The 13,769-nt window shown below is 69.8% G+C and carries 10 protein-coding genes; 2 read left to right on the forward strand and 8 right to left on the reverse strand.

Annotated elements, in window-relative coordinates; translation table 11 throughout:
- Positions 1–28: 28 nt before the first annotated feature.
- Positions 29–3,961 (forward strand): non-ribosomal peptide synthetase, encoded by a 3,933-nt coding sequence (locus tag DKG75_RS11955; RefSeq protein WP_166646528.1) that lies wholly within the window; start codon positions 29–31, stop codon positions 3,959–3,961.
- A 13-nt stretch (positions 3,962–3,974) separates the two neighbouring features.
- Here the strand turns inward: DKG75_RS11955 and DKG75_RS11960 are convergent, their stop codons facing one another.
- Positions 3,975–4,388: a hypothetical protein gene (locus DKG75_RS11960; RefSeq protein ID WP_109921349.1), complete on the reverse strand. Its 414-nt coding sequence runs from the start codon at positions 4,386–4,388 to the stop codon at positions 3,975–3,977.
- A 29-nt stretch (positions 4,389–4,417) separates the two neighbouring features.
- Positions 4,418–5,938, reverse strand: a complete 1,521-nt coding sequence (locus DKG75_RS11965; protein ID WP_109921350.1) for a transcriptional regulator — start codon at positions 5,936–5,938, stop codon at positions 4,418–4,420.
- Positions 5,939–6,116: 178 nt separating this feature from the next.
- On the opposite strand from DKG75_RS11965, the gene DKG75_RS11970 reads away from it, so the two are divergent.
- Complete coding sequence (locus tag DKG75_RS11970; protein ID WP_109921351.1) at positions 6,117–7,502, forward strand: FAD/NAD(P)-binding protein; 1,386 nt, start codon at positions 6,117–6,119, stop codon at positions 7,500–7,502.
- On the opposite strand, the gene msrB is transcribed toward DKG75_RS11970, so the two are convergent.
- The 6 genes from msrB to speB are packed head-to-tail and all read right to left on the reverse strand — an operon-like array spanning position 7,477 to position 13,749.
- Entirely contained in the window at positions 7,477–7,884 is a 408-nt protein-coding gene (msrB, locus tag DKG75_RS11975; protein WP_109921352.1) for a peptide-methionine (R)-S-oxide reductase MsrB, read from the reverse strand. The two genes, DKG75_RS11970 and msrB, sit on opposite strands and share 26 nt — an antisense overlap.
- A 21-nt stretch (positions 7,885–7,905) precedes the next feature.
- On the reverse strand, positions 7,906–8,610 hold the full coding sequence (locus tag DKG75_RS11980) for a M24 family metallopeptidase (RefSeq protein ID WP_109921353.1): 705 nt from the start codon (positions 8,608–8,610) through the stop codon (positions 7,906–7,908).
- Positions 8,611–8,614: 4 nt separating this feature from the next.
- Complete coding sequence (locus DKG75_RS11985) at positions 8,615–10,195, reverse strand: 5-guanidino-2-oxopentanoate decarboxylase (protein ID WP_109921354.1); 1,581 nt, start codon at positions 10,193–10,195, stop codon at positions 8,615–8,617.
- Between the two features lie 13 nt (positions 10,196–10,208).
- Positions 10,209–11,891 carry a flavin monoamine oxidase family protein gene (locus DKG75_RS11990; RefSeq protein ID WP_109921355.1) on the reverse strand — a complete coding sequence of 561 codons (1,683 nt, stop codon included), beginning with the start codon at positions 11,889–11,891 and terminating at the stop codon, positions 10,209–10,211.
- Positions 11,888–12,676 (reverse strand): carbon-nitrogen hydrolase family protein, encoded by a 789-nt coding sequence (locus tag DKG75_RS11995; RefSeq protein WP_109921356.1) that lies wholly within the window; start codon positions 12,674–12,676, stop codon positions 11,888–11,890. The genes DKG75_RS11990 and DKG75_RS11995 overlap by 4 nt, the downstream gene beginning before the upstream one ends.
- A 14-nt stretch (positions 12,677–12,690) precedes the next feature.
- Positions 12,691–13,749 (reverse strand): agmatinase, encoded by a 1,059-nt coding sequence (speB, locus tag DKG75_RS12000; protein WP_109921357.1) that lies wholly within the window; start codon positions 13,747–13,749, stop codon positions 12,691–12,693.
- Positions 13,750–13,769: the final 20 nt, after the last annotated feature.

Raw genomic sequence — 13,769 nt, forward strand, 5'->3', positions numbered from 1 at the left:
GATCGAGTCGGGCATGGGAGTTCAGGCGATGAACACGATCGAGCGATTTGACAGCCAGATGGAAGCCGAGGCGGCGCTGCGGCTGATTCCCCTGTCGATCGCGCAGCGCGGCCTCTGGATCGCCCATAAGATCGCGCCGCCGGATGCGGTGGTGAATATCGCCGAATGCCTGGAAATCCACGGTGCGGTCGACGAGGGCCTGTTCATGCAGGCCATGTACCAACTGGCCGCCGAGGCCGAGACCGCCCGCGTCTCGATCGTCGAGAAGGACGGCATGCCCTGGCAGGCGATCGCCGCCACCTTCGACCGCGACCTGCCCTTCGTCGATGTCTCCGCCGCCGCCGATCCGCGGACGGCGGCCTTCGACTGGATGATGGCCGAACTCACCCGCCCGGTCGATCTCGCCCGCGATCCGCTGTGGATGGTCGCCCTGGTGAAGGCCGGCCCGGAAAAATATTTCTGGATGCACCGCTGCCATCACATCGTGCTCGACGGCTTCAGCGGCGGCCTGATCGCGCGGCGCATCGCCGAGCTTTATTCCGCCCTGGTCGAGGACCGCGAGCCGTCGCCCTGCGACTTCGGCGCCTTCGCCGCGATCAACGAGCATGAAGCCAACTACCGCGCCTCGCCCCGCTATCAGCGCGACCGCCAGTATTGGACCGAACACCTGGCGGGCCTGCCGGAGCCGATCACCCTGTCGCGCCGCCGCGGCCAGGCGACCGGCGGCCTGCGCCGCGCCACCGGTTACATCTCGGCCGAACTGACCGCCCGCCTGCACGAGCTTGCGCGCGAACGCTCGATCAGCCTGCCGCAGACCCTGATCTCCCTGCTCGCCGCCTATATCTACCGGGCGACCGGGTCCGAGGACCTGGTCATGGGCATGCCGGTGACGGCGCGCACCAATGCCCTGCTGCGCCGGATCCCGGGGCTGATGGCCAATGCCGTAACCATCCGCCTCGCCATGTCGCAGGCCCAGACCCTGAACGAATTGGTGCAGCAGGTCTCGAAGACCGTGCTGCACGCGCTCCGCCACCAGCAGTATCGTTTCGAGGACGTCCGCCGCGACCTGGGCCTGACCAGCAACAACCAGCAGATCTCCTGGACCGCGATCAATATCGAGCCGTTCCACTACGACCTGCGCTTCGGCACCCTGGCCTCGACGCCGCATAACCTGTGCAACGGCTCGATCGAAGACATCACCATCTTCATCTACGACCGCAACGACGGCAACGGCCTGCGCATCGACATCGACGCCAACCCCGGCCTCTACACGCCCGAGGAACTGGAAACCCATCTCGCCCGCCTCAACCGCCTGGTCGAGGCGGTGGTCGCGGACCCGGACCGGCCGATCGCCGCGGTCGACATTCTCGATCCCGCCGAACGCGCCCTGATCGAGGGCCCGTGGAACGCCACCGCGCATGACGTGCCGGACGCCCCCTGGATCGACCTGTTCGAGGCCCGGGTGCAGGCGGCCCCGGCGGCGCCCGCCGTGATCTCGGGCGATTACACCCTCAGCTATGCCGATCTCGATGCCGCGGCCAACCGCCTGGCGCATGCCCTGAAGGCGGAGGGCGTGGGGCCGGGCCGGCTCGTCGCCGTCGCCCTGCCGCGCGACGAGATGCTGCCGGTCGCCCTTCTTGCCGTGCACAAGGCGGGCGGCGCCTATCTGCCCCTCGACATCGGCGCGCCGGCGGCCCGGCTCGCCATGACCCTCGAGGACGGGGCGCCCGCCCTGGTCCTGACCATCAGCGAACTGACCCCCATCCTTCCGGCCGCGGGACAGCGTCTGTTCCTTCTCGACAAGGTCCCGACCGCGGCGCAGCCGGCGACGGCGCCCGCGCGCGCCGATCTCGGGGCCGGCGATACCGCCTATGTCATCTTCACCTCGGGCTCGACCGGGCGGCCCAAGGGCGTGGTCATCTCGCACCGCGCGCTGACCAACTGCCTGCTGACCTTCGCCGATTTCACCGGCCTGACCCCGGCGGACCGGCTGATGGCGGTGACCACCATCGCCTTCGACATCGCCGCCCTGGAATTGTTCATGCCGCTGGCGACCGGCGCCTCGGTGGTGATCACCCCGCGCGACGTGGTGCGCGATCCCCGTGCCCTCGCCCTGGCCATCCGCAACCAGGGCGCCACGGTGATGCAGGCGACGCCGTCGCTGTGGCAGGCCCTGCTGGCCGATCACCTGGACGCCCTGAAGGGCCTGAAGCCCCTGGTCGGCGGCGAGGCGCTGCCGGGCGCCCTGGCCCGGCAGATGCGCCGGCTCGGCCACAAGGTCGTCAACCTCTACGGCCCGACCGAGACCACGATCTGGTCGACCGCCACGGCGCTCGACGGCGACGATCTCGACAATCCGCCGATCGGCCGCCCGGTCTGGAACACCACGGTTCACGTCCTCGACAAGTCGCTCCAGCGCGTGCCGGTGGGTGTGCCGGGCGATCTCTACATCGGCGGCCTCGGCATCGCCGACGGTTACCTCGGCCGGCCGGAACTGACGGCGGAACGCTTCATCGCCAATCCTTACGGCGCGGGGCGGATCTACCAGACCGGCGACATCGCCCGCTGGCGCGAGGACGGCGTGCTCGAATATCTCGGGCGCAGCGACTTCCAGATCAAGATCCGCGGCTTCCGCGTCGAGGCGGGCGAGGTCGAGGCGGCCCTGCTGGCCGTGCCGGGCATCGAGCGCGCGGTGGTGGTGCTGCGCGAGGAGGCGGGCAAGGGCAGGATGCTGGTCGGCTATCTGGTCGGCCGGGTGCCGGAACAGGCGGAACTGCGCCGCCTGCTGGCGGAACGCCTGCCGGACTACATGATCCCCGGCGCCTTCGTGACCCTGGATGCCCTGCCGCTCAACGTGAACGGCAAGATCGACCGCGCCGCCCTGCCGGCGCCGGAATGGCAGGATCGCAGCGGTTACACCGCGCCCCGCACCCCGACCGAGGAAATGCTCGCCAGCCTGTGGGCCGAGATCTTCGGCCTGGAGAAGGTCGGGGTCTACGACAATCTCTTCGATCTCGGCGGCGATTCGATCGCGGCCGCGCGCATGATCTCGACCTTGCAGGCGCGTTTCGCGGTCGAGATTCCGCTCGGCGCCGTCTTCACCAAGCCGACCATCGCTGGCCTCGCGGAAGAGATCGAAAAGGCCGCCGACCACGATCCGTTCAAGCCGGTGCTGACCTTGCAGGCGGCGGGCCATCTCGCGCCGCTGTTCTGCATCCACCCGGTGGTCGGCCTCGGCTGGAGCTATGCGACCTTGCTGCGCCATGTGAAGGACCGGCCGGTGCATGTGCTGCAGGTCCCCGGCCTGTCCAGCCCGGCGCCGCTGTTCGACGGCATTCCGGCCATGGCCCGGTCCTATCTGGCCGCGATCCGGGCGATCCGGCCGCAGGGGCCCTATCACCTGCTCGGCTGGTCGTTCGGCGGGCTGGTGGCCCAGGAAATCACCCGCCTGCTCCAGGCCGAGGGCGAGACCGTCGCCTTCCTCTGCATGCTGGACAGCTATCCTTACGTCCAGGGCAAGATCCGCACCGAGGCGGAGGATGTGCGCGCCGCCCTCTCCTATGTCGGCCACGACATCGACAACCCGCCCGAGACGCTGGAAGCCCTGGCCGATCTGGTCTGCGACCAGTACGACGTCTATTCGATCCCGCTGGTGCAGAGCATGGGGCAGAAGAATCCGGCGCTGTTCGACAATATGCGCGCCGCGATCGCCAACAACCTGAAGATCGCCCGGGATTTCGTGCCCCAGGCGGCGGCGCAGTCGGCGCTGCTGTTCCGCGCCACCCGCGGCAAGGGCGAGGCGATGGACGAGATCATCCACCACCAGCCGGAAGCCTGGAACGCCTATCTGACCGAAACCGTGGTCCTGCCGGTCGACTGCCACCATCACGAGATGATGGACCCGCAGGTCATGACCGACATCGGCCCGCAGATCGCGGAACGGCTGGCGGCCCTCGGCTGAGGGCCGTTCCCGGTTACTCCGTGATGTAACGCATGGGGACCGGGGTGTTGCCCTGCACGGTCACGGCGCCGGTCGCGGCATCGTAGAGCACGATGCCGTCGACGGTGAAGGCGCCGCCGCCGGCCGCGCGGCAGCGGTCGAAGGCGAGCGCGTCGCCGGTCAATGTCCAGTGACAGGTGCCGCGCGTGCTGTTGCCGAGCCCGGGCCCGGTGACGAAGGACAGGGTATCGTCCCTGAACACCAGGATCATCACGCCCTTCTGCTGCTCGAGGGTGGCGCGGCTGTCGGGCTTTGCCGCGTCGGCGGCGACCAGGGCCTGATAGGTGCCCTCGACATCGATGACATAGCGCCCCTCGGGCCCGTTGCCGCCGGGCGCGGCCAGGGCGGGCAGGGCGGTCAGCAGCAGGGCGGCGGCGATCAGGCGCATGGCGGGATTCCTCGGGAACGCGGAGGGGATCAGTCGATGACGAGGTCGACGGCCGGGGCGTCGTCCAGCAGGGCCCGGTCCTCGGGTGCCGTCTGGCCCTGGACCAGGACCAGGCAATGGTGCTGGTGGGCGCGGGCGACCAGCTTGCGCAGGCGGTCCGGCTCGCGCTGAAGGGCGGCGGCGAGGTCCGGCGTCCAGCGCAGCAGGACGGCGGTCGGGCGATAATCCTCATAGGCGATCATGCTGTCGTCGATCCCTTCGAGGGCGATGCCGACGCGCCGGCAGAAGGGCGCCAGGCGCAGGGCGATATCGGTCAGGCGCTGGCGCGGCGTATCCTTCGGCAATTCGGTGATGGTCAGGATCAACTGGCGCCGCGCCGCCGGCGGCAGGGGCCGGGCCAGGGCCAGGAATTGCTCCATGCCCGGCTTTTCGTCCAGCAGGGGCCAGGGCACGGGGACCAGGAACAGGGGGGTCGCCTCGGCGCCGTCGAGGGCGCGGTAGACCTGCTCGATCCCGAGGGCGAGCGGCAGCAGGCCGGTTTCCGGATGGGTGCGGGGAAACACCCCGGCCCGGCGCAGCGCGCCCTGCGCCTCGCGCGAAGGGCCATCCAGGTCGACCAGCATCAGGCCCGACGGCGCCCCGCCCCGGCGCATCGCCGGACGCAGCGCCACCCGGCCGTTGCGCAGGAACTCGTCGATCGCCATGGCGAGCCGGCTTTCATAGCCGGCCCGGCTGGTGGCGATGCGGGCTTCGAGGCCGGCGGGCGGCGGGTTCGCCGGCGCTTCCGGCAGCGGCTCGGCCGAGCCCTTGACCATGAAGCTATTGGCGGTTTCCGCATCGCCCAGAAGGTGCTGGAGAATATCGGTGGCGATCGCCCGGGCGCGGGCCGCTGCCTCTTCCAGGTTGGCGTTGCCGAAGGCAATGACGAAGCTGGTGTCGGCGATGCGGGCATAGCTTTCGCCCTGGCGCAGGCGCTGGCCGATCATGGTCGAGGCGATGGTCATCACCTTTTCCGACAAGAACCGCCAGCGCGGGCCCAGGCGCTGCTTCACCGCCTCGACCATCACCACTTCGATCTGGCCCGACACGCCGCCGGTCGCGACGCGGCCGCCGCCCGGGCGCAGGGCGGTGAGCACGCGGCGCTCGAAATCGTTCAGGATCACCGGCGCCTTGGGGCTTGCGCTCACATGCAGGATGACGATGCGGGTATATCTGCCGTCGTCGCGTTCGACCGGCAGGATCACGGCCTCGCAGGGCTGGCGCCCGGCCTCGGTGATCAGGGGGATCCCGGTGGCGAGAAGGCGGGTGGTGCGGGCCTCCTCAGCCGTCCAGCCGAGCAGGCTGTCGGCCGGGCGGCCGGCCACGGCGGCGGCATCGAGACCGGCGCAGGCGGCCAGGTGATCGTTGATCGAGGCGATCCGGCCCGCATCGTCGATGATCGCAATCCCGTCATGGACATGGCGCACGATGCCGGACAGCGCGGTGGCCAATGCCTCGCGCCGCCGGTCCAGCCGGGCCAGCTCCTCGGGGGTCGGGGGCAGGGGCGCCATGTCTCTTCTTTCTCCTCGACGGTTCAGCCTAGCGGGGTCTGGTTAACGCCCTGTTATCCGCCCGCCCGCCTTGACGCTGCATCGCCGCCTTGGGATCATGTTGTTGAATTATATAACATTTCCGACCATGTGATTTCGGCGTAGGGCGCCCCGCGACGCGCGGGACAGGGAGAGCGGGATGCGGATTGCCATCATCGGGGCGGGTTTCACGGGCGCCCAGCTCACCCTGGAATTGCTGCGCCGGGCCCCGCGCGGCACCACCATCCTGCTGTTCGAGCGTTCGGGCATCTTCGGGCCCGGCCTTGCCTATTCGACGGTGCATGCCGATCACCTGCTGAACGTCCGCGCCGCCAACATGAGCGCTTTCGAGGACGACCCGTCGCATTTCCTGCGCTGGCTGTGGGCGCGGAACGAGCCGGCGGCGCCGGCGGCGGAGATCCCGCCCTCCGGCCATGCCTTCGTGCCGCGCGGGATCTACGGCGCCTATCTCGCCGCCACCCTGGCCGAGGCGGAGGCGACGGCCCACCCCCGCGTGGTGGTGGAACGCCTGGCCCAGGCGGTCGAGGCCGTGGATGAAACCGGGGATGGGGTGTTCCTGCGCCTTGCCGGCGGGGCCGAAATCGCCGCCGACCTCGCGGTGGTCGCGGCCGGCAATAATCCGCCGCTCTGGCCCCATCCGGTCGGGATCGAGGATGTGCCGGCCGACCGCCTGATCGGCGACCCGTGGGACGATGCCACCCTTGGCCGCATCGGGCCGGACGATGCGGTGATCGTGCTCGGCACCGGGCTGACCACGGTCGATGTCGTCACCGTGCTGGGCCGGCGGGGCCACCGCGGGCGGATCACGGCGATTTCCCGCCGGGGCCGCCTGTCCCGGGTGCACGACCAGACCAGAAGCTGGCCGCCCTTCCTGGCCCCGGAGTCGGTGGAGCCGCGGATCGCCGCCTATGTCCGCCGGGTGCGCGGGGAAATCGCCCGCGCGGCGGCGGAGGGGATCGACTGGCGCAGCGTGATCGATGCCATCCGGCCCCACACCCAGGGCCTGTGGCGCGCCCTGCCCGAGGCCGAGCGGCGGCGCTTCCTGCGCCATGTCCGGCCGTGGTGGGAAATCCACCGTCACCGCATGGCGCCCCAGGTCGCGGCCGGGATCGAGCGGCTGATCGCCGCCGGCACGCTGACCATCGCCGCCGGGCGCATCGCCGGCTGGGGCCGGGCGCCGGACGGCGTGGCCCTGCGCCTGGCACCCCGGGGCGGTGGGGCGGAAATCACGCTGGCCGCCGCCTATGTGGTCAATTGTACCGGGGCGTCCGTCGATTATCGCCACCTGACCGCGCCCCTGATCCGCACCCTGCTGGACCAGGGCCTTGCCCGGCCCGATCCCCTGGGCCTCGGGCTCGACGTCAACGACCGGCTGCAACTGGTCGGGGCGGACGGCAAGGCGCGGCCGCGCATCTTCGCCCTCGGCCCGCCCACCAAGTCGATGTTCTGGGAAATCACCGCCGTGCCCGACATCCGCAAGCAGGGCCGGGCCTTCGCCCTCAGGCTCTTTCCGAACCCGGTTTGAAGCGCAGCGCTGCCGAATTGATGCAGAAGCGCAGGCCGGTCGGCCGCGGCCCGTCGTCGAAGACATGGCCGAGGTGGGAGTCGCAGCGCGCGCACAGCACTTCCACCCGCTGCATGCCGTGGCTGTGGTCCGCCTCGGCCGCCACCGCCTCCCGCGTCACGGGGGCATAGAAGCTGGGCCAGCCGCAGCCGGCGTCGAACTTCGTGTCCGAATCGAACAATTCCTGGCCGCAGGCGACGCAGGCATAGGTGCCGGGGTCCCAGGTCTGCTCGTAATCGCCGGTGAAGGGACGCTCGGTCGCCTTCTCCCGGGTGACGGCATATTGCAGCGGGGTCAATTGTTCCCGCCATTCGGCGTCGGTCTTGGTCACCTTGTCGCTCATGGCCGTATCCCCTCCGCACGGTCAATCCAGGGTGATCAGCGACTCCATGAAGCCGCCGAAGCTGCGCCGCCGGTCGACGAAATGGATTTCCAGAATCCAATGCTGCCGCTGGCCGAGCGCGTCCGGCGCGTCGAGACACGCCGTGTTCTCAGGACTGATATAGAAACTCTTTGCGTCGCCCGGTAGATGTTTATGCGGGAATTCTCCGACGATATGGCCGGCGATGGTGCCACCGAAAGTCCAATCGCGCCGTTCCGCCAGTCCCTGGACGTAACGATAGAATTCGCGCCCGGTCAGGCCCGGGTTTTCCCGGAAGTGACGGCGGCCGTCCTCGAAGGCTTCGGCCATGTCGCCGAGCAGGCGGTGCTTGGCCGGATCGTCGCCGAGGACGAAGCTGCGCCCGATATCCGCCTCCCAGCCGTCGAAGACCGGGCCGATGTCGATGAAGACGACGTCGTCCGCCGCGATCACCCGGTCGGGCGGGTTCTCGTCGTAGACGCAGAGCGTGTTGGGCCCGCTGCGCACGATCCGCTTGTGCCAATGTTTGGTGGCGCCGAAGCGTTCGGCGGCAAGATCGCGGATCTCGGCTTCCAGCGCCTTCTCGCCGATGCCGGGGCGAAGCAGTTCGGCGCCGATCGCGTCGAGCAGGGCAAAGCCCTGCATCTCGGCCGCGCGCAGGGCGGCGGTGCGGTCCGCCTCGGGCCGGGCGGCGAAGTCGAACTTCATCCTCTCACGCCTTCCATTCGATCACGGTCGGTACCCGGCGCGTCGCGGCCGCCGCCAGTGCCGCCTTGAGGGCGGCCGGGCTGTCGACCTCCTCCGCATGACAGCCGAAACCCCGGGCGACCGCAACAAGATCCGGCACCACGAGATCGACCGCGACCGGGGTGATCCCCCGCGCCTTCATATAGGTCCTGATCTCGCCGTAGCCGCCGTTGTTCCAAAGAAGGACGACGACCGGCACCGCCGCCTCGACCGCCGCCGCCAGTTCGGCGACGGTGAAGAGAAAGCCGCCGTCCCCGGCCAGGACCACGACCGGCGCCGATCCGGCGCCCAGCTTCGCCCCGATCCCCGCCGGTAGGCCGTAGCCGAGGGTGCCGTAGCCGGTCGAGGCGTTGAAGAAACGCCGGACGTCGCGGGGGTGGAAGAATTGGTTGGCGCCGTAGACCATCTCGGTCGAATCGCCGACGATGACCGCATCGGGCAGGACCTCGTCGATCGCGGCCAGCGCCTTCCGGTGGCGGCGCGCATAGTCCGGCAGCTGGGCCAGCAGGGCTGCGCGGAGCGCGGCGGCGCGCGGCTTGCCGCCCAGCCTGGGCATGGTGTGGTCGAGACGGGCGATCAGCGCTTCCGCCGCCAGCCGGGCGTCGGCGACCAGCGGCACCGCGGCCACGGGCCCGCGCATCAATTGCTCCGGGTCGAGGTCGATGCGGATCAGGCTGCCGGGGATGGCGATCTCGACCGGGCCCGGATAATGCTCGGTCTCGCCGAATTCGGTGCCGACGGCGAGCACGACGTCGGCCGCCGCCAATTCGTCGCGCAGGGGCGTGGCGGCCATGTTCTCGCCCGCCAGCAGGTCGTGGTCCGGCGGCAGCATGCCCTTGCCGTTGATCGTGGTGATCACCGGGATCGAGAGATGCTCGGCAAGCCAGCGCAAGGGCGCCCTGGCCCCGACGGCGCCGCCGCCGACCACCATCAGGGGCCGGGTCGCCTGGTCCAGCAGGGCCGCCGCCTCGCCGATCGCATCGGCGGAAGGGCCGGGCCGGGCCGGCAGCGGCCGGGGCGCGAGATCGAGACCGGCGCCGTCCTCCGCGATGATGTCGACCGGGATTTCCAGATAGACCGGGCGCGGCCGGCTGCCGGCGAATACCGCCATGGCCCGGGCCAGGGCTTCCGGCAATTGGCGCTTGTGGTGGATGGTCTGGGCGAAGGCGGTTACGCCGGCGGCCAGGGCGCGCTGCGACGGCAGTTCGTGCAGCCGCCCCTCGCCGGTGCCCAGTTCGGCGGTGGCATTGACCGAGGCGATGACCAGCATGGGCACGGAATCGGCGTAAGCCTGGCCCATGGCGGTCAGGATATTGGTCAGGCCCGGGCCGGTGATGGTGAAGCAGACCCCCGGCCGCCCGGTCACCCGGGCATAGCCGTCGGCCATGAAGCCGGCGCCCTGCTCGTGGCGCGGGGTGACATGGCGGATGGGCGAGGCGGCGAGGCCGCGGTAAAGCTCGATATTGTGAACCCCGGGAATGCCGAAGATTACTTCGGTGCCATAGGCTTCGAGCAGCCGGACCAGATTTTCGCCGACAGTGGCCATGATATCCTCCGCGTCAATCGGCCAGCGCCAGGGGGGCGAGCGTGCCCCAGGCGTCGACCGGATCGGGATTGCCGGGGCAGCCGGCGCCCTTGAAATGGCGGACGACGCCGGCGACCGCGTTCAGGGCGGTGGTGACCGCACCCTCGGCCCAGCCGGCGGTCCAGGAAATGTCGTCGCCGGCCAGGAACAGGCCCTGCTGTTCCGGCGCCGCCGGCCGTTCGGCGAAATGGGCGAAGAGACGGCGCTGGTAACGGTAGTGGCCGGGCAGGTTGGCCTTGAAGGCGCCCATGAAATTCGGGTCCTGTTCCCAGCTCACCGTGATCGGCTGGCCGACGATGTGGCGGCGGATGTCGACGCCCGGGTAGATCTGGGCCAGGCTGTGCAGCATCAGGCGCACCCGTTCCTCGACCGGCAGGGACAGCCATTTCAAGGCATCGTCGTTCCAGGTGTAGGACAGGCAGATCACGCCCGGCCGGCCCTCGCCCTGGTCGATCAGATAGGTGCCGCGGGTCAGGCGGTCGGACAGAGTCATGCTCAGGGTGTCGCGGCCGGTAACCGGATCGATATCTTTCCAGAACGGCCGGTCGACCATGACGAAAGTCTTGGACGCCTGCATGTAATGGGTCCGTTCCATCGCCATCCACAGGGGGGCGGAGAACAGCCGTTCCTCGCAATCGATGCGCGCCGACAGCAGCCAGACCTGGCAGGTGACCACGCAGGCGTCGAATTCGTCGGCATTGCCCCAGCGGTCGGTGATGGCGATGCCGCCGTGGCGCCCGCGCGCGATGCGGGCGACCCCTGAACGCGGATGGCCGCCGTGCAGCCCGGCCAGCGACGTCCCGGGCGGCCAATGGGCGATCTCCGCCGGGGCATGGGCGAAGAGGCGGCGGGGCAATTGCTCGATGCCGCCGACCACGCTCTGGTGGTCCTCGTCCGCATTGGTGTAGATGACGCGTAGGATCTCCAGCATGGAGTTCGGGAAGTCGGTGTCCCAGCCGCCGGTGCCGAAGCCGACCTGGCCGAAGATTTCCCGGTGCCGCCACGACAGTCGCGAGAAGGCGTCCGAGCGGCAGATGAAGCCGTAGAAACTGTCCTCGTCGAAGAGGGGAACCAGGGGGTTCCACAGCGCCTTGATGCGGGCGACGTCGCGGCTGCGGATCGCCGCCTGCATGGCGGTGAAATCGGCGCCGTCGTCCAGCGCGCGGCGCCAGGCCGCCGCCACTTCGGCGAAGATGGGCGGCAGGTCGGCCAGTGTCGTCGCATAGTGGCGCTCGCCGCCCAGTTCGATCACGGTCGACGGGCTTGCGGGCGACAGCGGGTTGGGGAAGGGCGCGGTCTTCAGCCCCATGGCTTCGAGGTAATGGAACAGGGCGCGCGACGAGGGCGGGAAGCGCATGGCGCCCAGTTCGGCGAAGGTGCCGTCGCCCCCGGCGAAGGCTTCGGAGCGCAGCCGCCCGCCGATCCGGTCCGCCTCGTAGATCACGGGGCGAAGGCCCAGCTTCATCAGTTCATAGGCGGCGACGATGCCCGAAATGCCCCCGCCGACGATGGCGACCCGGCTGCCCCGCGCCGCTTCCGGCACCCGGCCGAGGCCGGCCGGATGCTTCAGGAAATCGTCATAGGCGAAGGGAAAATCCGGCCCGAACATGGTCACCGGCGCGATATCCCGCGCCGCGGGGGCGTGGGCGGCGGTCATCGGTAGAGCCGGGGCCGGCGGTCGGCCAGATAGGGGTTGGCGGCCCGGGCCGCCGCCGCCGCGCCGGGATCGATATCGGCCAGCAGCAATTCTTCGCCCCGGCCGGCGCGGGCGCGGTCGACCCCGTCCGGCGCCGCCACGACCGAGAGGCCGGCATAGGTGAGGTCGCCCTCGGTGCCGATGCGGTTGGCATAGGCGATGAAGACCTGATTCTCGAAGGCGCGGGTCGGCACCATCTTTTCCGGGATGAAGTCGAAGGGCAGCATCAGGGCGGTCGGCACCAGCACCAGGTCGACGCCCTGCAAGGCATAGCTGCGCACCGCTTCCGGGAATTCGACGTCGTAGCAGATGAGGATGCCGCAGCGCAGCCCCTCGATCTCGAAGATCGGGGCGAGATCCTCGCCGGGGGCGAAGGCGGCGCGGTCGAGATCCCCGAACAGATGGCATTTGCGGTGGCTGACCAGCCGGGTGCCGCCGCTGTCGATCGCTTGCGCCGCGTTATAGACGGCGCCGGTCGCGGGGTCGCGCTCGGCGTAACCATAGGCGACGGCGATCCGGTGTTCGCGGGCGGCGGCGGCAAGGCGGGCGGCGGCGGGGCCGTCCGCCGTCTCGGCCGCGGCGGCGACGCCGGCGGGGCCGATGTTGTAACCGCCGACGATCATCTCGGGCGCGACCAGCAGGCGGGCGCCGGCCGCCGCCGCCTCGGCCATGCGGCGTTCCAAGAGGTCGAGGACGGCAGCCTTGCCGGGGGCGCCCGGCGGGCCCTGGTAGATGGCGATGCGCATGGCGCCCCCCGGCCTCAGGCCTGTTGCTTGCGCTTCAGGTTGATCACCTGAAGGCACAGGATTTCGAACATGATCTGGGCGCCCAATTGGGCCGTGTTGGTGGTGGCGTCATATTGCGGGGCGATCTCGACCACGTCGCCGCCGATCACATCGATGCCGGCGATGCCGCGCAGGATGGCCATGACTTCCCGGCTGGTCATGCCGCCGATCTCGGGCGTGCCGGTGCCGGGGGCGAAGACCGGGTCCAGGCAGTCGACGTCGAGGGAAATATAGGTCGGGCCGCCGCCCGTCACCTTCTTCACCGTCTCGATGATGGCGTCGGTGCCGATGCGGCTGACCTCTTCCGCATGGATCACGGTCATGCCGCTGTCGTAGGAGAAATCCCACAGATATTCGGCGGCGCCGCGGATGCCGATCTGCACCGTGCGCTCCGGGTCCAGGTGGCCGGCCAGCACCGCCTCGCGGAAGGGGCCGCCGTGCTGGAACTTGCTGCCCTCGTAGGGACCGGAGGTGTCGCAATGGGCATCGAAATGGACGAGGCCGACCGGCCCGTGGGTCTTGGCGACGCCGGCCAGGATCGACTGCGAGATCGAATGGTCGCCGCCGACCGCCAGGGGAACGATCCCGGCGGCGTATAGCTTGGTGAAGAAGGCTTCGATATCCTGGTGGCAGCTCTCGAGGCTGAAGCGGCTGCGGAAGGGGACGTCGCCGATATCGGCGACCTTGGCCTCGGCCAGGGGCACGACCTTCAGGACATGTTCGTAGGGCCCGACCCGTTCGATCGTGCGCACGGCGCGCGGCCCGAAGCGCGAGCCGGCGCGATTGGTGACGCCGAGATCCATGGGCACGCCGACCAGCGCGATGTCGATGCCGCCGAAATCCGCCAGGTCGGCGGCATCGGGCCGGTATTCCGCGTCGAGAAAGGTGGAGACGCCGGCGAAGGGCATCAGGCGCCGGCCCCCGGCGGAGAACTGCACGGCGGCGACGCGCCGGGATTCCTCGCTGAACATGACCTCGCCGCCGGCATTGCCGTATTTGGCCCGGAGCGCTTCCAGCTTCTTGGCATCGAACATCGCGGTTCTCCTGATATGAC

The sequence above is a fragment of the Zavarzinia compransoris genome (assembly GCF_003173055.1).
Lineage (GTDB): Bacteria > Pseudomonadota > Alphaproteobacteria > Zavarziniales > Zavarziniaceae > Zavarzinia > Zavarzinia compransoris.